26 protein-coding genes are annotated in these 25,670 nt (G+C 47.6%); 4 read left to right on the forward strand and 22 right to left on the reverse strand.

Features of this window, described 5'->3' with window-relative positions; genetic code table 11:
• Positions 1-47: 47 nt before the first annotated feature.
• The 21 genes from copZ to FZD51_RS02030 all read right to left on the reverse strand — a co-directional run bounded on the left by copZ (position 48) and on the right by FZD51_RS02030 (position 20,208).
• Positions 48-254, reverse strand: coding sequence for a copper chaperone CopZ (copZ, locus tag FZD51_RS01930; protein WP_148973197.1), 207 nt, complete (start codon positions 252-254; stop codon positions 48-50).
• 14 nt (positions 255-268) lie between these two features.
• Entirely contained in the window at positions 269-613 is a 345-nt protein-coding gene (locus FZD51_RS01935; protein WP_262380632.1) for a metal-sensitive transcriptional regulator, read from the reverse strand.
• A 234-nt stretch (positions 614-847) separates the two neighbouring features.
• Positions 848-1,873 (reverse strand): ATP-grasp domain-containing protein, encoded by a 1,026-nt coding sequence (locus FZD51_RS01940; protein WP_262380633.1) that lies wholly within the window; start codon positions 1,871-1,873, stop codon positions 848-850.
• Between the two features lie 136 nt (positions 1,874-2,009).
• Entirely contained in the window at positions 2,010-2,921 is a 912-nt protein-coding gene (locus FZD51_RS01945; protein WP_148973199.1) for an AEC family transporter, read from the reverse strand.
• Between the two features lie 170 nt (positions 2,922-3,091).
• Positions 3,092-3,388: an iron-sulfur cluster assembly accessory protein gene (locus tag FZD51_RS01950; protein ID WP_148973200.1), complete on the reverse strand. Its 297-nt coding sequence runs from the start codon at positions 3,386-3,388 to the stop codon at positions 3,092-3,094.
• A gap of 22 nt (positions 3,389-3,410) precedes the next feature.
• Positions 3,411-4,532 (reverse strand): NADH-dependent flavin oxidoreductase, encoded by a 1,122-nt coding sequence (locus FZD51_RS01955; RefSeq protein WP_148973201.1) that lies wholly within the window; start codon positions 4,530-4,532, stop codon positions 3,411-3,413.
• Positions 4,533-4,559: 27 nt separating this feature from the next.
• On the reverse strand, positions 4,560-4,850 hold the full coding sequence (locus FZD51_RS01960; protein ID WP_148973202.1) for a putative quinol monooxygenase: 291 nt from the start codon (positions 4,848-4,850) through the stop codon (positions 4,560-4,562).
• 425 nt (positions 4,851-5,275) lie between these two features.
• Positions 5,276-6,289: a MupG family TIM beta-alpha barrel fold protein gene (locus tag FZD51_RS01965; RefSeq protein WP_148973203.1), complete on the reverse strand. Its 1,014-nt coding sequence runs from the start codon at positions 6,287-6,289 to the stop codon at positions 5,276-5,278.
• A complete protein-coding gene (locus FZD51_RS01970; protein ID WP_148973204.1) occupies positions 6,286-7,647 on the reverse strand; it encodes a PTS transporter subunit EIIC in 1,362 nt (453 codons plus the stop codon). Before FZD51_RS01970 ends, FZD51_RS01965 begins: the two co-directional genes overlap by 4 nt.
• A gap of 221 nt (positions 7,648-7,868) precedes the next feature.
• Positions 7,869-8,777 (reverse strand): N-acetylmuramic acid 6-phosphate etherase, encoded by a 909-nt coding sequence (murQ, locus tag FZD51_RS01975; RefSeq protein ID WP_148973205.1) that lies wholly within the window; start codon positions 8,775-8,777, stop codon positions 7,869-7,871.
• A gap of 1,043 nt (positions 8,778-9,820) precedes the next feature.
• Entirely contained in the window at positions 9,821-10,774 is a 954-nt protein-coding gene (locus FZD51_RS01980) for a nuclease-related domain-containing protein (protein WP_187445592.1), read from the reverse strand.
• A gap of 75 nt (positions 10,775-10,849) precedes the next feature.
• Positions 10,850-11,605, reverse strand: coding sequence for a sulfite exporter TauE/SafE family protein (locus tag FZD51_RS01985; protein WP_148973207.1), 756 nt, complete (start codon positions 11,603-11,605; stop codon positions 10,850-10,852).
• A gap of 97 nt (positions 11,606-11,702) precedes the next feature.
• The gene (locus FZD51_RS01990) at positions 11,703-12,071 is read right to left on the reverse strand and encodes a DUF3899 domain-containing protein (protein WP_187445593.1); all 369 of its coding nucleotides are present in this window, start codon (positions 12,069-12,071) and stop codon (positions 11,703-11,705) included.
• Between the two features lie 73 nt (positions 12,072-12,144).
• Entirely contained in the window at positions 12,145-13,764 is a 1,620-nt protein-coding gene (locus FZD51_RS01995; protein ID WP_148973209.1) for a peptide ABC transporter substrate-binding protein, read from the reverse strand.
• A 65-nt stretch (positions 13,765-13,829) separates the two neighbouring features.
• A complete protein-coding gene (locus tag FZD51_RS02000; RefSeq protein WP_148973210.1) occupies positions 13,830-14,786 on the reverse strand; it encodes an ABC transporter ATP-binding protein in 957 nt (318 codons plus the stop codon).
• Positions 14,779-15,801 (reverse strand): ABC transporter ATP-binding protein, encoded by a 1,023-nt coding sequence (locus FZD51_RS02005; RefSeq protein WP_148973211.1) that lies wholly within the window; start codon positions 15,799-15,801, stop codon positions 14,779-14,781. Before FZD51_RS02005 ends, FZD51_RS02000 begins: the two co-directional genes overlap by 8 nt.
• Positions 15,802-15,813: 12 nt before the next feature.
• Positions 15,814-16,758 carry an ABC transporter permease gene (locus tag FZD51_RS02010; RefSeq protein ID WP_148973212.1) on the reverse strand — a complete coding sequence of 315 codons (945 nt, stop codon included), beginning with the start codon at positions 16,756-16,758 and terminating at the stop codon, positions 15,814-15,816.
• 2 nt (positions 16,759-16,760) lie between these two features.
• Complete coding sequence (locus FZD51_RS02015) at positions 16,761-17,687, reverse strand: ABC transporter permease (RefSeq protein ID WP_148973213.1); 927 nt, start codon at positions 17,685-17,687, stop codon at positions 16,761-16,763.
• A 51-nt stretch (positions 17,688-17,738) separates the two neighbouring features.
• Positions 17,739-18,587 (reverse strand): M55 family metallopeptidase, encoded by an 849-nt coding sequence (locus FZD51_RS02020; RefSeq protein ID WP_148973214.1) that lies wholly within the window; start codon positions 18,585-18,587, stop codon positions 17,739-17,741.
• An 86-nt stretch (positions 18,588-18,673) separates the two neighbouring features.
• Positions 18,674-19,735 (reverse strand): M42 family metallopeptidase, encoded by a 1,062-nt coding sequence (locus FZD51_RS02025; RefSeq protein ID WP_148973215.1) that lies wholly within the window; start codon positions 19,733-19,735, stop codon positions 18,674-18,676.
• Positions 19,736-19,761: 26 nt separating this feature from the next.
• Complete coding sequence (locus FZD51_RS02030) at positions 19,762-20,208, reverse strand: Lrp/AsnC family transcriptional regulator (RefSeq protein WP_009795615.1); 447 nt, start codon at positions 20,206-20,208, stop codon at positions 19,762-19,764.
• A gap of 183 nt (positions 20,209-20,391) precedes the next feature.
• Here FZD51_RS02030 and FZD51_RS02035 point away from each other — a divergent pair, with 183 nt between their 5' ends.
• Positions 20,392-21,522 carry an amidohydrolase gene (locus tag FZD51_RS02035; protein ID WP_148973216.1) on the forward strand — a complete coding sequence of 377 codons (1,131 nt, stop codon included), beginning with the start codon at positions 20,392-20,394 and terminating at the stop codon, positions 21,520-21,522.
• Positions 21,523-21,864: 342 nt separating this feature from the next.
• Here the strand turns inward: FZD51_RS02035 and FZD51_RS02040 are convergent, their stop codons facing one another.
• Entirely contained in the window at positions 21,865-23,124 is a 1,260-nt protein-coding gene (locus tag FZD51_RS02040; protein WP_148973217.1) for an L-lactate MFS transporter, read from the reverse strand.
• Positions 23,125-23,362: 238 nt separating this feature from the next.
• Here FZD51_RS02040 and fdhD point away from each other — a divergent pair, with 238 nt between their 5' ends.
• From fdhD to FZD51_RS02055, 3 genes are read left to right on the forward strand one after another with little or no spacing between them, the layout of a single operon-like run.
• Entirely contained in the window at positions 23,363-24,148 is a 786-nt protein-coding gene (gene fdhD / locus FZD51_RS02045) for a formate dehydrogenase accessory sulfurtransferase FdhD (protein WP_148973218.1), read from the forward strand.
• A 13-nt stretch (positions 24,149-24,161) separates the two neighbouring features.
• Positions 24,162-25,175 (forward strand): GTP 3',8-cyclase MoaA, encoded by a 1,014-nt coding sequence (moaA, locus tag FZD51_RS02050; RefSeq protein WP_148973219.1) that lies wholly within the window; start codon positions 24,162-24,164, stop codon positions 25,173-25,175.
• A gap of 30 nt (positions 25,176-25,205) precedes the next feature.
• The gene (locus FZD51_RS02055) at positions 25,206-25,655 is read left to right on the forward strand and encodes an OsmC family protein (RefSeq protein ID WP_148973307.1); all 450 of its coding nucleotides are present in this window, start codon (positions 25,206-25,208) and stop codon (positions 25,653-25,655) included.
• Positions 25,656-25,670: the final 15 nt, after the last annotated feature.

The raw sequence follows: 25,670 nt of genomic DNA on the forward strand, positions 1-25,670 counted from the left end.
ATGAAAAAGAGAACGTGCCTCAGCACGGTCCCGCAGGCTATTTGCTGTTAGACAACATCATAGCCCTGATCATCGATTGTTTCTTTAATTTCGCCTAGATTTACTTTGGATGAATCATATTCGACATTGACTTTGCCATTCTCGAGATCAACCTTTACAGCAGATACGCCATCAAGCTTCCCTACGCTTCCTTCTACAGCTTTTACGCAATGGCCGCAGCTCATGCCTTTTACTTCTAATGTGATTGTTTCCATTCTGAATCTCTCCTTTATTTCTTCATTAGTCTTTGTACAGTTACCAGCAGCTCATCAACCACCTCAAGATCGTTCTCCTGGATCCTCTCGACAACACAGCTCTTCAGGTGTCCCTCGAGCAGGATTTTGGCAACGCTGTTCAAAGCAGACTGAGTGGCTGAGATCTGGGTAATAACATCATCACAATACGTATCCTTTTCAATCAGGCCTTTGATTCCCCGGATCTGGCCTTCAATCCGGTTGAGCCTGGTGACAAGGTTTTTCTTTGTCACTTCTAAGTGATGGCTCTTCCGCCCGCTCACATGATCGCAGCTTTCACCCTCAGGGACTAACGGCAATTCATTTAATTCCTTTTCCATTAAATTCCCTCCCCTTAACTGTATTTTAGTATACCCTGGTATGGTATGTAAAGTAATTCTTCTTATTTATAAAGGCGTATTAGTGCACCTTGTTAATTTTGGACTCATTCGTGGGAAACTCTGTTTCACACGCATTTCAGCACAGCTGAATTACTGGCTAAAATGAGTCCAAAAACAACAACAATGTTTAACTAGCCTAAATAAAAATAAAAAAGGAGAATCTCACCTCCTTTTTCAGCTTAGGATAACCTCTTTTTCAAGATAGCTTGCCCTTATCCCAAAATTCGGGGGAGCAGGATTGATCTTTTCATTCAACAGCAGTTTGATAGCAAGATAAGGAAAATTGATGCCGGACAGGCAGCTGATATGAAGCCCTCCGCTCATTCTCGGGTTGATTTCCAGCAGCTTTGGCACACCTTGCCCATATTTGACCTGGACATTGAATACATATGGAACCGGGAATTCGCGATGGAGGTTTTCGGCTATCCCGCTGAGAAGCAGGTTTTCCTCCAGCTCCCTCACCCTTCCATGCCCTTTTTTCCTTGGAATGCTGGTGTACAGCTTGTTGCCGTCAGCCAGGCAGTCGATGCTGTACTCAGGGCCATCCAGATATTCGAGCACCATCAGGTCCGGGAAACTTTCCTGCTGCGATAAAATTCCGCAGGCATTCGCAAAGGAAATCCGGTGTCCAACCCCTTGCCCGAACAGCTCCGCTATTGAATCTTCACGATCTTTTACCACTCTGAATCCATATGCCCCTTCACCGATTACAGGCTTGAAGCAGACTTTATGGCCTGCAGCCTTAAGCTTATGATAAGCTTCCTTGAAGCCTGCCGCTGTATTGACGACTTCGTAGTCAGGAATGCTTACCAGCTGCTTGCCGGCTGCAGTCTTTTCCTCAATTGACCGGTATATGGCCGCCTTATTGTCCATGAAGGACATCAGCATCGGGTCCGGGCAGACAAGCACCTTGACGCCTATTTCCTCAAAACGGGCAAGATTCCGTGAAATCAAAACATTTTCCTTGCGGGGAATGAAAATATCTATCTCGTTCCGGGCACAGAAATCCAGGCAGAACAAAATATATTCCTCACCGGATATATCAGGCTCAGTCCCTTTGATATCGCATATCTGCAAATAGAGTGCATCCTTGTCCGGATGGGTCCCGTATATGGTAAAGCTTCTATTGTCAGGATTGTTCTTAATCATTGTGATATAATGGCTCACCGTCGTGAACCAGCGGTTAAACCAGATTTTCATGCCAGCCCTCATTCCCCTGTCAGTAAAATATGAACTCCTGAGAACTCCTTTGCCATAACAGGCTGAAAAAAAGGAATACTCTGATAGATCTATTATCTCATATTTTCGACAGAGGTAAACAGATTCTGCTAATCTTCTACTGCATAAAAGTTACACTGTACAGGATGATTGGCAGGGTGATGAGGCTCAGGCAAGTGCTGGCAAGCGTCGCACTTGAAACAAGCTCAGGATCTGTGCCATATTGAACGGCATACATAGTCGTATTAGCAGCAGAAGGCATGGCCGCCATCACAATCATGATCTGCTTCAGAAGAGTATCCGCAGGCAGGAAGAATGTAAAAGCCAGCGCGATCAAAGGAGATATAACCATTCTCAAGGTAAGGGAGACAGAGAGCGGGCCTATTTCCAGGTTTTTTACTGATATATTGGCGAGCGTGATGCCAAGGATGATCATGACCGTCGGTATGGCTGCATCTCCTACCATCCGGACTGCTTCCATCAGCGTCCCGCTGACAGGAATGTTCATAAACTGCAATGCCGCTCCCAGCAAGGCGCCGTAAACAATCGGCACCCTTACGACCTCCTTAAGAGCCGTTTTAAAGCTGGCATTTTCAATAGATCCCTTAGCTGCATAATATACCCCAAGGGTGCACATCAGCAGCTGCTGGATGACCATCAGCACAACCGCATATTTTATTCCTTCCTGGCCAAACGCAAACAGGACAAGCGGAGTTCCATAATTGCCGTTATTCATGAATGCTGAGGATAGAATGATAGCGCAAGTGCGCTTTCTGCTGTATCCTGCAAAATAAGCTGCAGCATACACGATCGCAATAATTGCCAGGGCCAGCCCTATAGTGTAAATGGCCATGACTGCATAATCAAGATTGAACTCTGTTTCGTAGAACGTCCTGAAGGCAAGAAAGGGAGTCATTAAGTAAATGGCCACGATGGACAGGGATTTCGTTTCCAGCCTGAAGATTTTCTGGCCGGCATAGCCAAGGCCAAAGATAAGAAAAATCGGAATTAAGATTGCTATAAAGGACATTTCATCAGCTTCCATTCAAGATATTTCGGATTTCGTAAAAACCACTTCCATTATACAAGAATCTGTACTTCTCTGCTCAGGAAAAGCATTAAAGTTAGTACTACACCAAAAATTGGAATGACAACCGAAAAAAAGCATGATGCTGCAGCTGCAGCAATCATGCCTTCTCTTTAATGATGATGCTTTTCTTTTAAGGGATTGTAGATGACAAATTCCTCTTTTGGAACAAAGAAGTATTGGATCCACACACCATCGAGGAAATCTTCCCGTGCATCGAGCAGAATGTCGATATCCTTGTCGGTTGATACAATTTCATCATGCTCTGCAGGTGTATCGAGTTTGATGTCATAATGGGCGTGGTTTCCGTGATGCTCTGTCACAAAAACGCGGATATACTGGCCTTCTTCTGCTGTTTCCAGCATCTTTTTCAGCACTCTAGCCGCATTGCGGTTGATTTTCACATTCATTTATCCGAACTCCTTTTAAGTGTTATACGCCCGGGAACCAGCCAGGGGTATTAATGATGGCCTGCCAGAGCGGATCTGGAACAGTCAGTTCCTGCTGGGCATCTTTATCAATTTTGGTTTTGATTTCGTCTTCCCTGCCCTCTTCGACTTTTTGCACCCACTCAGGATCAATAATCAGCTCACGGCCCAGCGCAATGAGAGGGACGCCTGTTCCAAACGCTTTTTCTACTTCTTCCGGCGTATAAAGAGAACCAACGCCGATAACAGGGACAAGGCTGCCGACTCTTTCCTGGATGATCTCGATTCTTGACCTAGTGTCCTCGACTCCGCGGCGCGGCGCTGACCAGAAGTCCTGGAGTGAAACGTGGAGATAGTCCAGATCTTTTTTTGCCAGCTCATCGATCAGGACAAGTGTATCCGCCATCGTGATACCCGGTGTTTCCGGTTCTTCAGGAGAAAATCTGTAGCCTACAGCAAACGGCTTTTGGGCATGTGCCGCAACAGTCTCCTTGACTACATCAACAACAGCGAGCGGGAAAGTAAGCCTCTTTTCCAGGCTGCCTCCCCATTGATCATCCCTGCGGTTTGAATGAGGAGAAAAGAATTGCTGAATCAGGTAGCCATTCGCTCCATGGATTTCAACCCCGTCATAACCTGCTTCGATAGCACGTCTTGTGGCTTCGCCGAAATCTTTAATAATGCTTTCAACTTCCTCGCCGCTGAGCGCGCGCGGCTCCTTTTTTCCTTCGCCTGAGCCTGCAACTGCGCTGGCACTTACAATCTCTCCATTCGGAACGAGCTCAGGAGGGCATTCCCTTCCTCCGTGGAAAATCTGCAGGATCGCTTTTGCGCCGCCTGCCTGGATGTCTCCCGCAAGCCGCTTCAAGCTTGGGACATACTCATCTTTATGGCCGGCAAACTCCCCAGGGAAGCCTTTTCCATTCTCGGTCACATATGTACAAGCCGTAATCACCATGCCAGGTCCTTTTGACCGGCGGGCATAATATGCAGCCTCAGCATCAGAAACAGTATCATCTTCATTGGAAGAGAAATTTGTCATTGGTGCCATGACCAGTCTGTTCTTAACTTCAATCCCACTTTTAAAAGTAAATGACTCAAAAAATTGCTTGTATTGTTCTTTCATAAACCTGATGTCCTCCCTTGGTGTGTTTTAAAGTTCTTCCGCTTCAAAGCGTTCTGCCTTCAGCGGCGCTGCCAATACTTCTTTCATTTCCTGCATATAGTTCTGGAAGTGGGCAGTTTCGCCGTGCAGCCTTACCGCTTCTTTGTCCTTCCATTTCTCAAGCATCACAAATGCATTTTCATTCTCAGCACTCTCAAATAAATCATAGCTGATATTTCCTTCCTCAGCCTGTGATCCTTTGACTACCTCTTTCGTTTTCTCCAGGAAAACATCACGCTTTGCCGGATCAACCGTAATATGGGCATGGATAATAATCATGGACAGCTCCTCCTTTTTTTGCACACAGTATAGTATTGGTTAAAAATCATTGAAATATCTTCCGGATTCTTAAACTGTAACAAAAAAAGTTACATTAAAGATACAAGGAAGGATTAAAGATATCATATTCTACCGGGGGGTTTTTTTCAAAGGAAATGCTTGATTGAAATGCGGAGGGCGCTTGCTCATTTAAGGAACGCAGACTAAAAACGCCACGTCCTGTGGCAACGTCTGCATGACCCGCGTCCTGCGGGCCTCAAGCTTAAGACAAACAGAGCGGAAGGTTGTTCCTTAACCTTCTGATCTGTTTGGCTTAAGACCTCGAGGGGCTAACGCCCGGAGCTGGACAATACGAAATGCGGAGGGCGCTTGGTCAATTAAGGAACACCGTAAAAAGCACACTCCGTGATGAGTGTGCTTCTGCTTTAAATATGGATAATGCGGATTTTTTGTCCGGGCTTTATAAATGAAAGGAGCGGCATATCTTCTTCTATAATTCTGCCGGCTATATTGACTCTTTCATCTGCCGGAAGGTCAGACAGTGTTATCTGCACTTCACCTTTATAACGTCCGTAACGGTCATTATCCACAGTGACCGTTCCCTCTTCACGCCTTCCGCAATTCAACGGGGGCACAGGGTCAGTTGTCCGGGTATTCATGAACCTGACAGCATCCCTCGCCTGATCGGGCCGTGTGGCATATATTCCCTCAGGCAGTGTACAATTCTCAGCCCTCAGCGGCATAACAGAATCCTCTTCATAAGCCAGGAGATCCTCCAGCAGCCCTGCCCCAATATCCGGATCGCCGATATAAATATCATCAATTCCCGCAGCCTTCAACTCCGCATAAGCAGCAAAGGGTTCAGCATGACGGTGCTTTTCAAGCGTCGGCAGGCCTTCATAAAGCGGTCCCCGTTTTTCTCCCCTTGATGGAATATACGCAGCAAGCGGAATGCCCAGGCTTTTAAACAGCTTGTTCTGGTCGTGAAAAAAAGATTCAGCCAGCCCGGTTTCCCGTCTCGGGTAAAAATTATGCCATCCGATCAGCCTATCAGGTTTAAGCCCCAGACCGAGAAGGTTTTTAAGATCTTCTTCAAAAAGAATGCTGGAGTTGACAGCTATTTTGAATTCCTCTGCAAGGGAGACTATCAGATGATGGTCGAAAAAGTCATCCAGCCTAAGGCCGGCTACCCCAAGATCTTTTAATGCAAAAAGGTCTGCCACTCCCAGATGGGCTGGTGTATTCATGGAAACATCCGCATAGACATCAATGCCGCTTTCCTTTGCAGCAGAAAGCAGCCTCTTGGCCGCTGCGGCCAGCTCACCTTTTTCTTCAGGGATATGAAGCGAGGTGAAGCCCCGCTTCACCCCCTTGCTTCCTGCATCCCTGATCCGCTCTTCAGCAGAAGGATCATTCAGATAAAAGGAAATGCCAATCAATCAAACTCACCAGCCATTTCATCTTTAAAGCCGAACAGATACGTGAAGGCAAATCCTGCTGCATAGGCAATCACAAGTCCTACAAGGTACAGAAGGATTTCGCCTGCGTTAACAATGAAGGCAAGCGGCAGGCCGGATACTCCGATTGCAACAGTGGCAATATCGAAATGCGCCTGGAATGCTCCCCCTACACCTGCGCCAAGGCAGGCCGTAATGAACGGTCTTCCAAGAGGAAGCGTTACACCAAAGATCAGCGGTTCGCCGATACCAAGCATTCCGGAAGGCAGAGCACCGCCGATTGCTCTTTTGAGGCGCTTCTTCTTTGTTTTGAAGTAGATGGCAAATGCTGCACCAACCTGGCCGGCGCCGCCCATCGCAAGGATTGGCAATAATGGATCATCGCCGATTGAATTGATCAGTTCCAGGTGGACAGGGGTCAGACCCTGGTGAAGCCCGGTAACGACAAGCGGCAGGAAGGTAGCCCCAAGGACAAATCCTGCAACCACGCCGCCGATATCAAGAACAGACAGCAAGCCTTTTGTAATGCCTTCGGAGATAAAGCCGCCTACAGGCATGAAGACCAGATAGGTCACAATACCGGTGATAAGCAAAGCAACCGTTGGCGTTATGATAATATCTAATGACTGAGGAACAAACTTTCTTACACGCTGTTCTACCAAAGCAATGAAAATGGCAGCAAGCAGTACGCCGATCAATCCCCCGCGGCCCGGTACCAGTGCTTCACCGAACAAAGTGATGCCGGCGACAGCTGGATTGATAATTAATATTCCCGCTAGTCCGCCGAGTGCAGGTGACCCGCCAAACTCCTTGGCCGCATTGATACCAACCAGAATGCCCAGGTAAGCAAACAGCCCTGAGCCGATCACAGTCAGAATCATGGCAAGCTGTGATTCACCGTCAAGCCATCCTGCCTGGATTACAGCTTTCGAAATACCCGTGATCAGACCGGAAGCAACAAGTGCCGGGATGAGCGGGATAAAGATGCTCGCAATCTTGCGAAGGAACAGTTTGAAAGGAGTTGCGTTTTTCTTATTGATTTCGGACTTTTTGCTTGCTGCCCGATCGTTCAGATTGAGTTCGCCCGATGCTTCAAGCAATTTTCCAAACTCTTCTGTAACCTTATTGACCTTGCCTGGCCCCAGAATAATCTGCAGTGTTTCTTCTTCAACCAGTCCCAGGACTCCATCTATTTTTTTCAGTCCTGCTTGGTCTACCAATGACTCATCAAGCGGCGTTACTCTTAGACGGGTCATGCAATGCGTATAGGATCCGATATTTGAAGCTCCGCCCAGCTTTTCGAGTATTTTCTCAGCAAGAATTGTATTTTCGCCAGCCATTTGAATTTCCCCCATTTCTAACATTGATGTCAGTACAAAATTTTCAAACTATTGGAATCGTTTTCATCCAAGGCATAAAAAATAGCTTAAGAGAATAATAGGATAAAGTATCAGTCCAAGCCTATATTATGAAAAACCCCTGTCAGCTGTTTTTTGATGACCACCCCCAAAAAAGGATATGCAGAGGGCAGGCCCGACAATGGCGCCTTCCCCTGATAAATTTAGTTGCCGGCTTTCTCCACTGCCATACGCACATATCCGCCGGCTTGATCGAGCAGCTCCTCAGCTTCATCTTTGCTTTTTCCTGTTTTGATCATGACGATCGCAGATTTAGCCTGAAGCCCGCTGTCTTCAAGAGCTTTTTTGGCCAGTTCATAATCAGCCCCGGTTATCTTGCTGATGATGCCGATTGCACGCTCCTTGAGCTTATGATTGCTGACATGAACATCCACCATGAGGTTTTCATAAACCTTGCCGAACAAGATCATGCTGGCAGTTGAAACCATGTTCAAAATCATTTTATGGGCAGTTGCCGCCTTCAGCCTTGTAGAGCCTGTCAGCGCCTCAGGGCCGACAATCACTTCGATGCTGTGGTCAGCTTCTTTGCTGATGACGGCGCCGGTGTTGCAGGAAAGTGCAACCGTCCTGGCTCCGATGCGCCTCGCATACTTAAGCGCTCCTGCCACATAAGGGGTGCGCCCGCTCGCTGCAATCCCGATCACAGTATCATCTTGTGTCAGGCCAATCTCCTTTAAATCGCGTTCGCCCCATTCCGGCTTATCCTCTGCCCCCTCAACAGCCTTGACAAAAGCATCTTTGCCGCCGGCCATGATTCCCTGGACAGTTTCCGGATTTGTACTGAAAGTAGGCGGGCATTCTACCGCATCCAAAACACCGAGCCGTCCGCTGGTCCCAGCCCCGATATAAATGAGCCTGCCGCCCTTTTTCAGGGATTCGAACACAAACCCGACTGCTTTCTCTACATCCGGGAGAACCTGTTCGACCGCTAATGCCACCTTCTTATCTTCCTCATTCATCATCGTGATGATCTCCAAAGGTGAAGCTGTATCAATGCTCATCGTCCGCTCATTGCGGGTTTCTGTTGTTAACGAGGTTAAGTTCTCTTTCATTCCTATGGCCCTCCTGTCACTGATGTACTAGTTCTAATTTCATTATAGAGGGTTTGAAATATTAGTTCAATAACATATTTACTTTTATGAAATATAATTTTAACCCTAATAGGGTATTGGGCTTGTTTGTTTTTACTATTATATATATGAGACTGGCGGGGTTGTATTCTTTTTTTAGGTGGACGGAGGGGGCGGGTGAAAAAATGTTTTAGTTGTGGAGGCTGGGTGTATACTTGTTTTCGCTCAAACTTTGGATGCATGACTCCGTCGTTTTGCACTAGGTTATGTATCACACACTTTTCCTCGGATACATGACTGCTCCTTTTTCGACCCACTCATGTATCCCGCACTCCCCCCAGGATACATGACTGCTCCTTTTTCTTCTTACTCATGTATCCCACACTCTTCCTCGGATACATGACTGCTCCTTTTTCGACCCACTCATGTATCCCGCACTCCTCCCGGGATACATGACTGCTCCCTTTTCATCCCACTCATGTATCCCGCACTCCCCCCTGGATACATGACTGCTCCCTTTTCATCCCACTCATGTATCCCGCACTCCCCCCTGGATACATGACTGCTCCTTTTCCATCCCACTCATGTATCCTGCACTCCTCCCGGGATACATGACTGCTCTTTTTTCATCTCACTCATGTATCCCGCACTCCTCCCGGGATACATGACTGCTCCTTTTTCATCTCACTCATGTATCCCGCACTCCCCCCGGGATACATGACTGCTCCCTTTTCATCCCACTCATGTATCCCGCACTCCCCCCGGGATACATGACTGCTCCTATTTATCCTCACTCATGTATCCCGCACTCCTCCCGGGATACATGACTGCTCCTTTTTCGACCCACTCATGTATCCCGCACTCCCCCCGGGATACATGACTGCTCCTTTTCCATCCCACTCATGTATCCCGCACTCCCCCTGGGATACATGACTCCGCCTATTTATCCTCACTCATGTATCCCGCTCTCCAACAGATACAAACCAGGCCAAATTCCAGCCTGATCTGCTAGACATTCAAAGGAATTACAATTTAAAAACTGTTGGCTGCCCGCCGGGACTCTGAGTATTGCCGCGATTCGTATATCTCGCAGACTTCCCTCTCCCTTTGAAATCATAATGTTTCTTGAGCACCCGCTGAATCGTTCTTCTATCCTTAATAATCCTACACCAATCAATAAGCAAAGGAGTGGTGATCGTCCTCCCAGGAAAAAGCAGCCTAATCTCCTCCACAGCCCCTAACACTGCATCCTCAAGAGTCTGCCTCTCCCCGCAGATACCGCAAAGCAAAAATGAATGATGAATTTGCTGATAGAATCCCCGGCAATGCGGGCAGATTAAGCCTTTTTGAAGTTTTTCATAGGAATAATGGTAGTTTCTCGGAAAAGGGTCTTCCTTCATATGAAGGGATACAAGCTTCTTGGCTAAATTAGAGTATGAATGTTTTATAGGTGAGGTTTGGTTCAGGAGTTTTTCACGGAAGCGGTTCATTTGGCCGGGCAGGATGATGGGGAGATTCTTTGGGGCCTGGAGGAGGCAGAATTCCGGATTTACAAAAATTAAATTTGCTTCAATTCTTACGTCAAATCCATGTTCCTTCAAAAGCTGCCTCATAAGGTTTTCTGTGCGCTTCAGCTGAAGAATCGGATTCTTAATTTCATTGCCGGAAAAAGTGTACCAGGCATCACCCTGAATATAAAAGTCACCCTGGTAGTTTTTAATTTCGAACAGGTAAAGCGCTGTACCGGAAAAAATTAAAGAGTCGACTTGAAAAATCGTACCTTGATGGGAAAGCAAGAGATCATTTAAAATATGCCAATCCTCCACAATGGTATTGACCCACCGGTCAAACTCCTCTTCTCCCTTCCAGCCCTTCAGCAATATATCAAGCTGTTTTGCGTCCGGGGTAGCTAGCTGGACCCTGGCGCCAAGAGATTTCAAAATCCTCAATTCCGTTGACTCAGCACGTTCTTTTCTCAAATAACACTCCTCCTTTCCATTCCATTTTATTACAGCACCATCCCCAAAAAAAGCCATAAAAAATACAACAGGCCGCTACTGCGGAAAGAGCAGCAGCAGCCCGGCGGCGGCAGGTGTCAATATCATGGATGCTTTTAATACATTTTTAGGGGCATAGCCTGTAAATTTTGCACCAATATAAGCGCCCGTCATGGTGCCGAGAAGCACTTGCAGAAGCAGCAGATAATCCAGATAGCCTTCGGACTGATACCCGAGGCCCCCTCCTGCCGCGATAGGCAGTATAACAAGCATAGTTGTGCCTATCGACTGCCTGATGGTAAGGCCGAGCATGATCAGTAAACCAAGCTGGATGAACGGTGTGGATCCAATCCCGAATGTTCCCGATAATACGCCGGTTATAAGACCAAGGATGATAGCTTTTCCCGCCAGCTGCACAGACAGCTTGTCTCTCCGGGCTTCCTGGTCAGTGAGATTCCTTGATATGTACAATCTGACCATCAGCAAGATGGAGGACAGGAACAGCATGCCTGCGGTCAGCCAGTGGAGCGATTCTGTCGGGATTCCGGCAGCAAGCTGCGATCCCCCGTATGCACCAAATGCACCTGCTATCCCGGTCACGAGCCCCGCCTTAACAGCCATATTTCCTTCCCTGTAATGGCTGTATGCCCCGGACAGGCTTGTAAAAATCATGGCTGTCAAAGAGGTCCCTAAGGCGATATGGATCGGCACATCGAACACCAGCGTCAGGATGGCAATGATAAAGCCGGCCCCGCCGGCCCCGATAAATCCCAGCAGCATGCCCATCAGGAGCATAGTTAAAGTTATGGCCATAATACTCTTCCTTCCTTTTTCCATCCTTTATTATACATATATCTCTCTGAAAAAATAAGAAAAGAAGGCCCCCGCAGGAGCCTCCTTCTACTCTTTTCTAATAAAAGCACAATCCCACAAGGGAAACAGCCATCGAGCTCAGTCCGGCAACCAGAAAGGCATTAAGCATTACAGATGTTGCACCAGCCTTGAATTCCTGCCAATTATAGTCGCTGCTGACCATGCTGTCAGTCCTTTCCATTGCATTTGACCGAGGGAACAGGCCAGTTCCAATTGCCCGGAACCCACTGAAGAACAGTGATAGAAAACCAGTTTTAAAGATGATGATGATGACAGCTGCAGAAAGCCCCGCTATTCCTGCGATGAATGACAGATTGATCCAGTCCAGCAGGGGCAGGATTCCCGTCACCCGTATACTGATCCAAATGCAGGCTATCAGCAGAAAACCTGTTATCTTCCATTTCATAAGATGTCCCCCAGACAGTTTTTCTATCATTATAGCAGGAACGGCAGAAGCTGGCAGCACCCGCCTTCCCCCTTTATTCTGAAACTTTCTTTGTCCACTTGAGAGCCGGATAACGGTTGAACGGATATACGACTCCTTCAAATTTAGGTGATGTCAGGTACGTATTTGTGTAATGATATACCGGCATAAATGGCATTTCTTCCATCAGGATTTTTTCAGCATCATGCAGAAGCTGGTAGCGCCTGGCTTCATCCTGCTCCACTTTTGCCTGGGCAATCAGAGAATCGTATTCTTCGTTGACCCATTGTGTACGGTTGTTAGGACTGTCTCCCAGGTAATAGTCGAGGATGACAACAGGATCAAGAAGGACGCCGATCCAGCCCATGCGGGCCATTTGGAAATTATGCTGCTTCGTCGTATCAAGGTATGTCTTCCATTCCTGGTTGGCCAGCTTGATGTTAACGCCGAGATTCTTTTTGACCATTTCCTGTACAGCTTCACCAATTTTCTTATGGTTTTCAGCTGTGTTGTAAAGAAGAGTTACTTCAGGAAGGGTTGTCCAGCCTTCTTCTTTCATTCCTTCTTCAAGAAGCTTTTTCGCTTCATCTGCATTTTCGTCGAAATATTCTCCGCCGGCTTCACGGAAATCTCCGTCAGGTGTATCAACACCAGGCGGCACGAAAGCATAGGCCGGAGTCTCGCCTGCTTTTGTGATATTCTCCGAGATAGCTTCACGGTTTATGGCCATGGCAAAAGCACGGCGGACTTTAGCATTGGTGAATGGCTCTTTTTCTACATTGAACATATACATATATGTTCCGAAATAAGGGACTTCCTGGTATTCCTCGTTTTCTTTTTCCTGGGCAAGTGCATCTGTCGGAAGTGTCTGGATCAAATCAAGTTCACCAGTTTTATACATCTGATAGTATGTGGTTGCATCATTGACCATTTTCCAGGTAACCTTCTCAAGACTTACCGTCTTGTTATCCCAATAGTTCTCGTTCTTTTCTGCGACGGCTTCGCTGTCATGCTTCCATGAAGTAAATTTGAACGGTCCGTTGCTCACATATCCATCAGCATCGGCAGCCCAATTTTTGTTTCCTTCAGCAAGCTCTTGCTTGACCGGATAGAAAGTCCACATTGTCAGCAGCTCATTGAAATATCCCAGCGGTGCATTCAGCTCTACGACAAGTGTTTTGTCATCCTTAGCTGTGACGCCGACTTCTTCTGCGCTTCCATTTCCTTTATTATAGTCCTCTGCACCTTTAAGATAATAAAGATAAAAGGCAAAGGAACTGCCTGTGTCAGGATTGAGGACGCGTTTCCATGCGTATTCGAAATCACCGGCTGTTACTGGTGTCCCGTCAGACCATTTCGCATCATCACGCAGGGTGAAAGTGTATGTTTTTCCATCATCAGACACTTGGGCGTCCTTCGCTGTGCCAAGTACCGGCTTGCCATCCTTGTCTTTTGTATAAAGGCCTTCAAAAATATGATCCAGGATCCAGCCTGATGTTGTATCTGTTGCAAGAGCCGGATCCAAATCTGGCGGCTCGCTCATTGCATTCAATACGATTTCCTGTTTAACATCTTCCCCGCTTCCGCTGCCGGAAGCTCCTTCATCGCCGCTGCAGCCCGCTAAAGCTGAAGAGACAAAAAGGGCTGCGGCAACGCCTGATAGCCATTTCTTCATATTCCATTCCCCTCTCATCTAATTTATTTATCTTATCCTCTCTCAATCCCGCTAAGAGGTGAAGATCAAATGTTGTACAAGTGGCAGGCTGTCCAGTGGCCAGGCTTTACTTCCTTCCATTCCGGCACTTTTTTGGCACAAATGTCCATTGCATGGGGACAGCGTGTCCTGAACCGGCACCCGCTCGGCGGATTAACCGGACTTGGAGGATCACCCTGAAGTGTGATGCGCTCCCTCTTTGCAGCGGCAGGGTTTGCCACCGGGATTGCCGAAAGAAGAGCCTGTGTGTATGGATGGAGCGGTTCGGCAAAAAGCTCGCGGCTCTCGGCCAGCTCCATCATTTTGCCAAGATACATAACACCGATCCGGTCGCTGATATGCTTGACCATCCCCAGGTCATGGGCAATGAATAGATATGTCAGTCCCTGCTCCTTTTTCAGGTCCTCCAGGAGATTGATGACCTGTGCCTGGATGCTGACATCAAGCGCCGAGATCGGTTCATCGGCAACAATGAATTTTGGATCGACAGCGAGCGCCCGGGCGATGCCGATGCGCTGGCGCTGGCCGCCGCTGAATTCATGAGGATAGCGTTTGACATGCTCCGGCCGCAGCCCAACCCTCTCAAGAAGGTCATAAATCTTTTCCTGCCGCTCTTTTCCCCTGGCCAGTCCGTGGGCATCCATGCCTTCAGCGATAATATCGCCGACTCTCATCCGCGGATTAAGGGAAGCATGGGGATCCTGGAAAATAATCTGCATTTCCCTGTTGACCGCCTTCATCTCCTTTTTATCAAGAGATTCTACGTCCCTGCCGTTATAAATGATCTTCCCCTCTGTCGGCTTCTGGAGTCCGACAATGGTTTTGCCAAGTGTTGATTTCCCGCTTCCGCTTTCACCGACAAGGCCGAAGGTTTCGCCTTTTTTTATAGAGATCGTGATGTCATCGACTGACTTGACTGTCTGGTCTTTTTTTATTTTGAAGTATTTTTTCATAGCTTCTATTTCTAAAAGTGTTTCAGCCATTCAATTCCCTCCCTGCTGCAACGAAGTCTTCGGCCTTAGGGGCCCTTGGATCATTCAGCCAGCATTTGGCCTGGTGCCCATTTTCTTCTCCAAATGCTGGAGGCATTTCCTGCAGGCAGATTTCCATTGCATATTTGCATCTCGGTGCAAAAGGACATCCCTTCGGAGGTGAAAATAAATCCGGCGGGGAGCCTTCAATCGGCACGAGCCTTTTCTTTTCAGGAGAGTCTGTGTCCGGAATCGATTCAAGAAGTCCCCAGGTGTATGGATGCTTCGGGTTCTCGAAAATTTCGGCGACAGTCCCGCTCTCGATCATCATCCCGGCATACATGACGATTACGCGCTGGGCGGTTTCAGCAACCACTCCCAAATCATGCGTGATTAATATAATAGAAGTATTTGTTTTTTTCTGCAGGTCCTTCATCAGATCCAGCACCTGCGCCTGAATCGTTACATCAAGAGCTGTGGTCGGCTCATCTGCGATCAAAAGCTCCGGATTGCAGGCAAGTGCAATGGCTATCATGGCACGCTGCCTCATCCCCCCGCTGAATTCATGCGGATACTGGCTGTACCGCTCTTCAGGATTGGGGATGCCGACGAGTTTGATCATCTCGACTGCCTTTTCTTTTGCTTCTGTTTTTCCCAGCTTTTGATGGATGAGAAGACCTTCTTCTATCTGCTTGCCTATTTTCATTGTCGGATTTAAGGAAGTCATTGGGTCCTGGAAGACCATGCTGATCTTCGAGCCTTTGATTTTCTGCATTTCCCTTTTAGAGATTTTCAGCAAATCCTTATCCTGAAAAAGTACTCGCCCATTTTTTACTTTTCCGGGAGGAGTGGGGATCAGCCCCATGATCGTCTGGACAGTTACGCTCTTTCCGCTTCCGCTTTCTCCTACGATTGCCAGTACCTCGCCTTTATCGATATGAAAGGAAACGTCCCGGACTGCCTTTACCTCCCCTCCGTATGTCTTGAAGTTCACTTCGAGGTTTTTTACCTCCAGTAAATGGCTCATCTGTCATGCCTCCTATTTCCGTACTCTTGGATCCAGCGCGTCCTGAAGTCCGTCACCGAATGCATTGAATGCAAACATTGTCAATGATATCAACAGCCCTGGGAAAAACAGCCTCCACCACTGCCCGCTCAGTATGACGCCCAATGCATCATTGGCCATTGTCCCCCAGCTTGCAAATGGGGCTTGAACACCCAATCCCAGGAAGCTGAGAAAAGATTCGGCAAAGATGGCCTGCGGGATGGTAAATGTCAGGTTAACGATTATGATGCCCATCGTATTCGGCAGCAGATGGCGCATGATGATTTTCCCGTGGGAGGTCCCCAATTTTTCTGCTGCCATGACATATTCCTGTGACTTCAGCTGAAGGATCTGACCCCTGATGATCCGGGCCATCCCGACCCAGCCTGTGACAGACAGGGCAATGATGATGGTGGTGACGCCCGGTTCCATGATGACCATAAGCAGGATGACGACGAGCAGATAAGGGATGCCGTAAAGAATCTCGACCAGCCTCATAAGCAGGCTGTCCACCCGGTCTCCGAACTTCCCTCTCCCGGCCATATAGCCGCTGATCCCGCCTACCGCTACACCGAGGATCAGATCGATGATGGCTGCGGCAAAACCGATTGTCAAGGACACCCTTGCTCCGTACCAGGTTCGCGTCCACATATCCCTCCCAAGGTCATCGGTTCCGAACCAATGCTCTGAAGATGGGGCAAGATTGCCTTTAGTCAGATCCTGGTCAGAAGGGCTGTACGTTACAAATGACGGCCCGAAAGCCGCAAGGAGGATGATCACCAAAAGGAGGCTGAAGCCAAGAAGTGCCAATTTGTTTCTTACAATATTCAGTGCCGTTTCCTTCCAGACGCTCAGGGACGGCCTCTGGATTTCATCAAGGCTCTTTTTATCGGGCGATACAGGCCTGAACAGGAGTTCTTCTGATTGTTTCGGCTGCATGTTTATTCCCCTCCGCTCGATAGTTTTATTCGTGGGTCGATCAGCCTGTAGGATATATCAATTAAAAACAGGGTGATGACAAGAATGGCGCTGAAGAAAATCGTTGTGCCCAAGATAACGGGATAATCCCTGTTGAAGATGCTGTCAACGAAATAGCGGCCGATTCCAGGTATGGCAAAGATTTTTTCAATAACAAAGGTACCGGTGATCAGCGCAACAAATAATGGGCCGATAAAGGATACGACCGGCATGATGGCATTCCGGATCCCATGCTTGAGTACAAGCTGGAACGTGGAAAGGCCCTTTGCATTGGCGGTCTTTATATAGTTCTGGTTCATGACCTCAAGCATGCTCGAACGCATGAACCTTGCGATGACTGCAAGCGGGGTCGCAGCCAGTGCGAGTGAAGGCAGGATTGTATGCTGCCATGTTCCCCATGAAGCAACAGGCAGCAGCCTCCAATCCACCGCAAAATATTTAATCAGGAGAGGCGCCAGGATGAAGCTTGGGACAGAGATGCCGATGATGGCAACCATCATGCTCGCATAATCGATGAACCTGTTATGATTCAGTGCCGCTATGATCCCCAGCGAAAGCCCGAATATCAAAGCGATTGTGATGGACTGGATACCCAGGAGTGCTGAAGCCGGCGCTCCTTCTGCGATGATTGAATTGACGCTCCTCGTTTCCGACTGGATGGACGGCCCAAGGTCGCCTGACGCAAGATTTTTCATGAACAGCGCATATTGTACAGGCAGCGGTTCATCCAGATTGTATTTGGCCCTGATATTCTGGAGAACTTCCTCAGGCAGCACATCGCCGTCTGAAGCAAATGGATCCCCGGGTATGAATTTCATTATGACGAATGTCAGTGTAGCGATTACCCAAATGGTTAAGAGCATGATGAGGAATCGTTTGACTATGTACATTTGCTCACCTCCGCAGCTTTGAAGGAGCAATAGAACTGCTCCTCTTTCTTTTTAAGCGTTCACCTGGCCAAGGACTCCGTTTGTCGCAGTCATGGCAATGATGACGCAGCCCCACATATGCTTATAGGCTGTTACCATATCATCGCATGTGAATTTGATTCTCTTTGGCCCGATCAGTTCAACTGTTGGAAGGGTCGTTGTCATTTTCGCCTGCTGCGGGCCCTTCATTTCGATTTCGAATGTTACCGGCCCTTCCGTTTTAACCGCCTGCTGGTCTTTTGCCTTTTTGACGGCAGCCTCAGCCTTGGCCCTGATTTCTTCCCTTGCTTTTTCAGGGTGGATCAATTCGGCAGCGAATCTGTCAACCGCCCTTTTCGTTACGGCTCCCTCTACATGCGGAAGTGTTTCCTGCACTTCTTTTACATAAGCGTCATCACCGGAAACAAAGATTGCCGGGACGCCGAATGCTCCTGCCACCATTGTGTTCATTTCTGTTTCACCGACGATTTTTCCGTTAATTTTCATTTCGTTCACACAAATGCCAGCAAGTGTATGGGAAATGACAGTCAGATCAGAACCGCCTTCCCTGCCATGGTGGCCGACGAACATGATTCCGCTGAACGTATCATCCAGGCCTTCCAGCTGGCACATGACCCTGTTGTTCCCGGAAACAAGACGGGCACGCGGATCCATTTCTTCAATAATGATATTAGACATATTGCCATGGCCATCTGCCACGACCACTTCCTCTGCCCCTCCATTGAAAGCTCCTTCGATTGCTGCATTCACATCGGCTGTCATCAGCTTCCTGAACCGCTGGTATTCTGAGTTTGTTTTTAGCTGCTGGTTTGTCGCTACTCCTGAGATGCCTTCCATGTCTGCCGAAATAAAGATTTTCATTAAATATCCCCCTAAATGAATAATCATTCATTATTTTAATTTTTCAGTCTTTTCAAACTGGATTTTGGGCAAGTCAGCCTTCCCTCTTAAAAAGGGAAGGTCTGATCTTCAGTCAAATTCCTGATAAATGCTGTTACAAGATCTTTGGTTGCAATCAGGTCGCCAATATCGGCAACCTCAACAGGTGAATGCGCATAGCGGGATGGAATGGAAAGGACGCCAGTAGGGATTCCCTTATTGGCATAATTGACTGCTCCTCCATCTGTTCCTATGCCCGGAAATACTTCAAGCTGGTACGGAATCCTGTTTTCTTCAGCCAGTCTTACTAACAGGTCTTTCACCGTCTTATGTACAATCAGGCTGAAATCCATGACCTTGATGCCAGTGCCTCTTCCAAGTCCGAGGCTTCCGTCCATTGTTTCTTCCGGCGTATCGCTGACTGCGGTAGTATCAACTGCTATAGCCGCGTCAGCCTGCAGATGCTCAGAAGCTGTTTTTGCCCCCCTGAGCCCGACTTCCTCCTGGACAGCAAAAAGGAAAATAAGCTCACCGGCAAAGGAACCGTCCTTGACCTCTTCCAGAGATTCCAGCAATACAGCGCAGCCTGCCCTGTCATCCAGCGCCTTGGAGCGCACCCGCTGTTTTTTTTCCGGCCCAAATACCTGAAATTCGGTTCCCCAGGTTACCGGCGTGCCGATCCCGACTCCCATTTCAGCTGCTTCCTCAGGGGAAGAAGCGCCAATGTCAATGTACATCTGCGTATGCTTCCTTACCTTCCCAGGGTCGTCAAATTTAGCATAGTGAGCAGAAATCGTGCCGATCACACCGCTCACTTCCCCTTTGCTTCCCATCACCCGGACAGGCTGGGCAAGCATGATGCGGTCATCATTGCCGCCAAGCTTCTCGAAGCGGAGAAGGCCGTTTTGTTCAATTTTTTTGATGATGAATCCCACTTCATCGATATGTGCTGTCAAAACAATCGTCGGACCCGGTTTGTCCCCTTTTTTCCGGGCAATCACATTGCCGATCGGATCAATGGTGACGGAATCCGTTTTATCTTCAAGGTATTCTTTTAAAAAATAGGACACAGAATGCTCGTACCCGCATGGACCGGATAGGGACGTCAATTTTTTTAAGATCTCCAGCATAATATCTCTCCTAATCTATTTGGCTTTTAAATGAATTCAAAGGTATTTTTAAACACTTCAAGCTGGACAATGCTGTTCACTTCTGTGATATCCTCCAGGCCATTCAGCCTGAGCAGCAGATCTGTTATTTCATCCTGGCTCGGCACAGCAATCTGGACCAGAAGCGAATATTGTCCGGATGTCAAGGTGACATACCTGATTTCCCGGAAGGTTTTCAGTTCGTCAATCACTTTATGTATGCTCTGCGGCCTTACTTTCAGCTGAATGATCGCGCCTGCCTTTAATCCAAGGGCGATTGGGTTCACTACCCCGACCACTTCAAGGATGTGATTGTCTATCAGATTTTTGTATCGCAGCCTGACTGTTTTTTCGGTCACATTCATTTTGCCGGCAATCTCTGTAAATGACATTCTTCCGTCTTTGGAGAGCAGCTTGATAATACCCCTGTCCAGCTCATCAATTTCGTATTTCATAAATTACCTCCTTTCGGTAAGAGATTTTAATATAAGTAACAAAAACGGAAATGCAAATTCAATATATGTACCATTTACAATATTTAAAAAATATTTTATTATCGAAAAAAGGAATTAAGGGTAATTATAGAAAAAGAATTTTCAGAAATCAACATTTTTTATTAAAAAAGGAGCGAAAAAATCATGTTAGCGATTACAAATGCAAAAATTTTCGATGGAACAGGGAAAAAATACGAAAATGCCAATCTTCTTATTCAGGACGGGAAAATTCAAAGATTAGGAGAAGAACTTGAAATCGGGGAAGAATATACAGTCATTGATGCAGCAGGCAAAATTGTCACGCCTGGTTTGATTGACGTACATACTCATCTCGGTGTGCATGAAGAAGGTGTGGGTAAAGAGGGTCAGGATTTCAATGAAACAAGTGCGGCTGCCACTGCCCAGGTAAGGGCCATCGATGGGATCAACCCGATGGAGAAAGGCTTTGAGGATGCAAGGCGCTTTGGGATCACTACGGTTCAGGTAATGCCGGGCAGCGCCAATGTCATTGGCGGAGAGATGATCGTCCTGAAAACAGCCGGGCAAATCATTGATGAAATGGTTATCAGAAACCCTTCCGGCCTGAAAGCGGCAACCGGAGAAAACCCGAAAAGATTCCATGGCGGAAAAGGCATCATGCCGACTACCAGGATGGGGGTTGCCGCGATTCTGCGCGAAAAATTCATTGAGGCACAAAGCTACATCGAAAACCGTAAAGCCGGAAAAGCAGACAGGAAACTGGAACTTGAGAACATTGCTAAGGTGCTTAATAAAGAAATCCCGCTTCGCGTCCATGCGCACCGGGCCGATGACATTATAACCATCTTAAGGCTGAAAAGGGAGTTCGGCTTTGATCTGACCATTGAGCATTGCACAGAAGGCCATCTGATTGCCCCATTCATTGCCAAGCATGAAGTCCGGGTTTCCGTCGGCCCGACGATGTCTTCCCGCTCCAAAGTGGAGCTTGCCGATAAAGGCTGGCATACCCTTCCTGCCCTTGCAAAAGAGGGAATAGCATTTTCCCTTACCACTGACCACCCTGTCGTAGGTATCGAGCATCTTATGACAAGCGCGATTCTGGCTGTCAAAAACGGCCTGAGTGAAGAGCAGGCACTTGAAGCTATTACGATTAATGCGGCAAGGCATCTAGGAGTCGAAGATCGTGTCGGATCGCTCGAACCTGGCAAGGACGCCGACTTTGTCATCTGGAGCGGGGATCCTTTTGACTTGCGTTCCTCCGTGGAGGAAACTTATATCAATGGGGAAAGAGTCTGAACCAGGCGTTTAGTCTTTTTTGCCGGCAGGTCTGCTGTATAATGACCAGCCGGCTGAAAGGCCAGAAAAATCATCTCCCGGTTCAGGAATCTCTCTGGGGAATTGAAGCGGCGTATTCAAAAGCCAGCTCCCCCATATCTGCATTGTTAAAGCCGATGAGTAAAATTCATCGGCTTTATTCAGCTTGAAATATTCCAGCTCCAAATGAATCTGCGGGCAAATACAATTTCACACCACTTTCTGGAAGAATCTGAATTTTCATCGCCGGCAAACGTAAAATAGCCGCCATAAACAGCGATTAACTGTTATGGCGGCCAAACTGGCGTCATTAAACCGCCGCTGCTAGACGGCTACTGACTTTTTGTTTTCTTTCTTTTCCCTTAGCCTTTTAATATCAAGGCGGATCAATAATGAAACGGTAAGTGCAACGGCAAAGAGTCCTGTGAAAACATAGAGGCTTTGAGAATAGCTCCCTGTCGTTTCCCTTACCCAAGAAGCGAACATCGGTCCGGCCAGGCCGGCAGCAGCCCACGCTGTTAAAATATATCCGTGGATGGCGCCCAGCTGTTTTGTCCCAAACAAATCCCCGATATATGCCGGGATGGAGGCAAAGCCTCCGCCATAGCAGGTGTAGATGATGGCAAGGATGATCTGAAACAGAAGCGGATTATCAACCATGGTGACAAGCGGAAAAGCAATGATCTGGATCAGGAAAAAGAGCGTATAGGTATTGGGCCTGCCGATATAATCAGAGATCGAAGCCCACCCGATCCTTCCTAATCCATTAAAAGCGCCCAGCACACCGACAAGGGCTGCTGCCGCTGCTGCTGTAAGGCCGATGCTTTCCTGTGCGAGAGGAGAAGCAGCAGAAATAATGGCTATGCCGCAGGTGACATTGATGAAAAGCATAATCCAGAGAAAGTAGAATCTTTTCGTTTTCACTGCCTCATTGGCTGTGAGCTGCGATAAATCTTCCCTGCCCTCACCCTTGCCATCCCCTTTTCCTTCAAACCCTTTCGGCACCCAGCCTTCTTTGGGAGGAGCCAAATAGAGAGAGGCAGCGATCATAATGATAAAGTAGGAGATCCCAAGGATATAAAAGGTGCTGGCAAGCCCCACGGAATTGATGAGGCTCTGCATGATCGGGCTGCTGATAAGGGCAGCAAATCCAAATCCCATGATGGCAAGCCCGGTCGCAAGTCCGCGGCGGTCAGGAAACCACTTTACGAGAGTTGAAACAGGAGCAATATAGCCCACACCCAGCCCAATGCCTCCAAGTACTCCATAAAAGATGTATAATAGCATTAAAGATTCCATTTGAATGGCAAGTCCTGATCCGGTTATTCCTGCTCCGAAAAAAACGGCAGCCAATATTCCCGCTTTGCGCGGGCCATATTTCTCTACAAAGTGGCCCAGGAATGCAGCTGAAAGGCCCAGGAATAAAATTGCCAGGCTGAAAGTAAAGCTGACCTCTGTCAAATCCCAGCCAAACTTACTGACAATCGGCTTTGTGAAGACACTCCAGGCATATACAGACCCGATCGATATATGGATTCCCACTGCCGAGGCCGCGATCAGCCACCTGTTTTTGGTTTTTCCCATCACTCCATCTCCCTCCTCCAATTAGAAAACCCTTTCATAACAAGCATTGCTATATTCCCTTTATTACTTCCCTCCAAACAGAATAGTCGTAATATTTAGATGCGTTTTAGAGACTGGGCAAGGCAATGCCCTGTATTCTGCGCTGGATAAACAGCATTGATATACCACGGCTTAATTTCTTGCTTTCTCTCATATATGTGCTAATATTTGTGGTAATTCAAGAGAACGGGTGAAAAGGATGAATATAAGCAAAGAAAGAAAAATAGTCCAATATCAGGATGGAAAGCGTAAAGAGGGTGCAGACCTGATAGCAGAGGAATTCCCTCTCACCATCTTTATAAATGGCGAGGAATTCGCCACAATGGTTTGTTCCCCGGACGGGCTGGAAGAGCTTGCGGTCGGATTCCTTGCTTCTGAAGGAGTCATACGCAGCAGCAGAGAGCTGACAAGCCTCCAGGTAGACAGCAGCAAGGGCTTTGCTTATGCCGAGGTAAGCAGTTATACTCCGGCCTTAAAGCCGTCCCATTCAAAAAGATTCATCGGCTCCTGCTGCGGCAAAAGCCGGCAGTTTTATCTCCTCAGTGATGTGAAGACAGCAAAGACCTCCACTTCAACAGCTTCATTAACTGCCGAAGAATGCTTATCAGCAATGAAGCAGCTGCAGGAAGCCAGTGTTGATTTCCGGCAGACCGGCGGTGTCCACAATGCTGCTTTATTCCAGGGCGACAGGATGATCATCAGCCGTACAGATATTGGCAGGCATAATGCTTTAGATAAAATTCTGGGATACTGTATAATAAATAAGATACCTGTACGGGATAAAGCGATTGCGTTCAGCGGAAGGATTTCTTCAGAAGTGCTTCTGAAGGCCGCCAAAATCGGGGTCGGCATCTTATTGTCCAAGTCTGCCCCGACCGGCCTTGCGATTGACCTTGCGGAAGATTTGAACATTACTGCAGCAGGATTTATCAGGGGAAATTCTTTTAACGTATACTCCTGCCCGGAACGGATAACAGAAATTTAAAGGAGGCCATCCCATGCTCATAGATAAACTAGACAGAAGTCTGCGGGATCTGCGCATCTCCGTTACCGATAAATGCAATCTGCGCTGCACCTACTGCATGCCGGCGGAAATTTTTGGCCCCGGATATGCCTTCATGCCGAAGGACCAGCTCCTTTCGTTTGAGGAAATAGAGAAGCTTGCGTCCGTATTTGCGAAGGCATTTGGAATCCAAAAATTCAGGCTCACCGGGGGTGAGCCTTTAATGCGCAAAGATCTCCCCCAGCTTGTTGAGAAATTGTCAAGCATCCCCGGGGTTGATGATATAGCCATGACGACGAATGGAATACTGCTGCCCCGCTATGCAAAAGAACTGAAATCTGCAGGATTGCGCAGGGTTTCCATAAGCCTCGATTCACTGGATGATGAGCTGTTCGGAAAAATAAACGGCCGCGGAATCAAAGTTGAGCAAGTGCTGAAAGGAATTGACGCAGCAGCTGAAGCCGGCTTGAAAGTAAAAATTAACATGGTTGTCCAAAAAGGCGTCAATGATCATCATGTTATCCCAATGGCCAAATTTTTCAAAGAAAAGGGCCATGCTCTTAGATTCATTGAATTCATGGATGTCGGCAACACAAACCAGTGGAATATGAATACCGTTTATACAAAGAAAGATATCCTCCGCGATATAGCGGAAGTCCTGCCCTTCTATCCTGCCCCGCCGAATTATCCAGGGGAAGTTGCAAAAAGATATGTATATGAAGGCTCAGAATCTGAATTTGGGATCATCTCTTCCGTCACAGATGCTTTTTGCTCATCATGCAACAGAGCCCGGCTTTCTGCTGAAGGCAAACTGTATACATGCCTGTTTTCTTCGGCCGGGCATAATCTCAAAGAGCCGCTCCGCGCCGGAAAAACCGATGATGAACTTGAAAGCATCATCACTGGTATCTGGAATGCCAGGGATGACCGGTATTCAGAGACGAGGGATGCGCTGAAAAGCAGCGGCACTACTCGGAAAAAAGTTGAAATGTCCCATATTGGAGGCTGATCTGGTCTCTTTTAGTCAGGAGGATGCATGATGGCGGAACACCGATTTGAACTAAAAGCCCACTGGCCAGGATTGCGCAATGATTCTGGAACACTTGAAACAAAGGGGCTCTCTGCAAAAATATCCATCCCGCCGGAAATGGACGGGCCTGGCGTCGGCACTAATCCGGATGAAATGCTCCTCGGTGCAGCCGCGACATGCTATATCATTACACTGGCTGCCATGATGGAGAGAAGCAGGCTCGAAAAAGAGGACTTAACGATAGAATCGACGGGGATAGTCGATGTTACTAACGGTGTCATAACTTATAAAGAAATTATTCACCGCCCCCAGATTATTTTGAAATCGGACGCGTCAGACCGGGACCTCCAGCTTGCAGAACGGCTTGCCCAAAAAGCGGAGGGATCCTGTATGATTTCAAGGGCTGTAAAAGGAAATGTGGAAATTTCACTATATACGGATATAAAAAAAGCTGAATAACACAAAAATGCCCGG

This window comes from Bacillus infantis (genome assembly GCF_008180445.1).
GTDB classification, from domain to species: Bacteria; Bacillota; Bacilli; order Bacillales; family Cytobacillaceae; genus Bacillus_AB; species Bacillus_AB infantis_B.

Bases quoted from the DNA above. Each gene is read 5' to 3' on its own strand.
- copZ (WP_148973197.1), bottom strand. From the start codon at position 254: ATGGAAACAATCACATTAGAAGTAAAAGGCATGAGCTGCGGCCATTGC.
- FZD51_RS01935 (WP_262380632.1), bottom strand. From the start codon at position 613: ATGGAAAAGGAATTAAATGAATTGCCGTTAGTCCCTGAGGGTGAAAGC.
- FZD51_RS01940 (WP_262380633.1), bottom strand. From the start codon at position 1,873: ATGAAAATCTGGTTTAACCGCTGGTTCACGACGGTGAGCCATTATATC.
- FZD51_RS01945 (WP_148973199.1), bottom strand. From the start codon at position 2,921: ATGTCCTTTATAGCAATCTTAATTCCGATTTTTCTTATCTTTGGCCTT.
- FZD51_RS01950 (WP_148973200.1), bottom strand. From the start codon at position 3,388: ATGAATGTGAAAATCAACCGCAATGCGGCTAGAGTGCTGAAAAAGATG.
- FZD51_RS01955 (WP_148973201.1), bottom strand. From the start codon at position 4,532: ATGAAAGAACAATACAAGCAATTTTTTGAGTCATTTACTTTTAAAAGT.
- FZD51_RS01960 (WP_148973202.1), bottom strand. From the start codon at position 4,850: ATGATTATTATCCATGCCCATATTACGGTTGATCCGGCAAAGCGTGAT.
- FZD51_RS01970 (WP_148973204.1), bottom strand. From the start codon at position 7,647: ATGGCTGGCGAAAATACAATTCTTGCTGAGAAAATACTCGAAAAGCTG.
- murQ (WP_148973205.1), bottom strand. From the start codon at position 8,777: ATGAAAGAGAACTTAACCTCGTTAACAACAGAAACCCGCAATGAGCGG.
- FZD51_RS01985 (WP_148973207.1), bottom strand. From the start codon at position 11,605: ATGGCCATAACTTTAACTATGCTCCTGATGGGCATGCTGCTGGGATTT.
- FZD51_RS01990 (WP_187445593.1), bottom strand. From the start codon at position 12,071: ATGAAATGGAAGATAACAGGTTTTCTGCTGATAGCCTGCATTTGGATC.
- FZD51_RS01995 (WP_148973209.1), bottom strand. From the start codon at position 13,764: ATGAAGAAATGGCTATCAGGCGTTGCCGCAGCCCTTTTTGTCTCTTCA.
- FZD51_RS02000 (WP_148973210.1), bottom strand. From the start codon at position 14,786: ATGGCTGAAACACTTTTAGAAATAGAAGCTATGAAAAAATACTTCAAA.
- FZD51_RS02005 (WP_148973211.1), bottom strand. From the start codon at position 15,801: ATGAGCCATTTACTGGAGGTAAAAAACCTCGAAGTGAACTTCAAGACA.
- FZD51_RS02010 (WP_148973212.1), bottom strand. From the start codon at position 16,758: ATGCAGCCGAAACAATCAGAAGAACTCCTGTTCAGGCCTGTATCGCCC.
- FZD51_RS02015 (WP_148973213.1), bottom strand. From the start codon at position 17,687: ATGTACATAGTCAAACGATTCCTCATCATGCTCTTAACCATTTGGGTA.
- FZD51_RS02020 (WP_148973214.1), bottom strand. From the start codon at position 18,587: ATGAAAATCTTTATTTCGGCAGACATGGAAGGCATCTCAGGAGTAGCG.
- FZD51_RS02025 (WP_148973215.1), bottom strand. From the start codon at position 19,735: ATGCTGGAGATCTTAAAAAAATTGACGTCCCTATCCGGTCCATGCGGG.
- FZD51_RS02030 (WP_009795615.1), bottom strand. From the start codon at position 20,208: ATGAAATACGAAATTGATGAGCTGGACAGGGGTATTATCAAGCTGCTC.
- FZD51_RS02035 (WP_148973216.1), top strand. From the start codon at position 20,392: ATGTTAGCGATTACAAATGCAAAAATTTTCGATGGAACAGGGAAAAAA.
- FZD51_RS02040 (WP_148973217.1), bottom strand. From the start codon at position 23,124: ATGGGAAAAACCAAAAACAGGTGGCTGATCGCGGCCTCGGCAGTGGGA.
- fdhD (WP_148973218.1), top strand. From the start codon at position 23,363: ATGAATATAAGCAAAGAAAGAAAAATAGTCCAATATCAGGATGGAAAG.
- moaA (WP_148973219.1), top strand. From the start codon at position 24,162: ATGCTCATAGATAAACTAGACAGAAGTCTGCGGGATCTGCGCATCTCC.
- FZD51_RS02055 (WP_148973307.1), top strand. From the start codon at position 25,206: ATGGCGGAACACCGATTTGAACTAAAAGCCCACTGGCCAGGATTGCGC.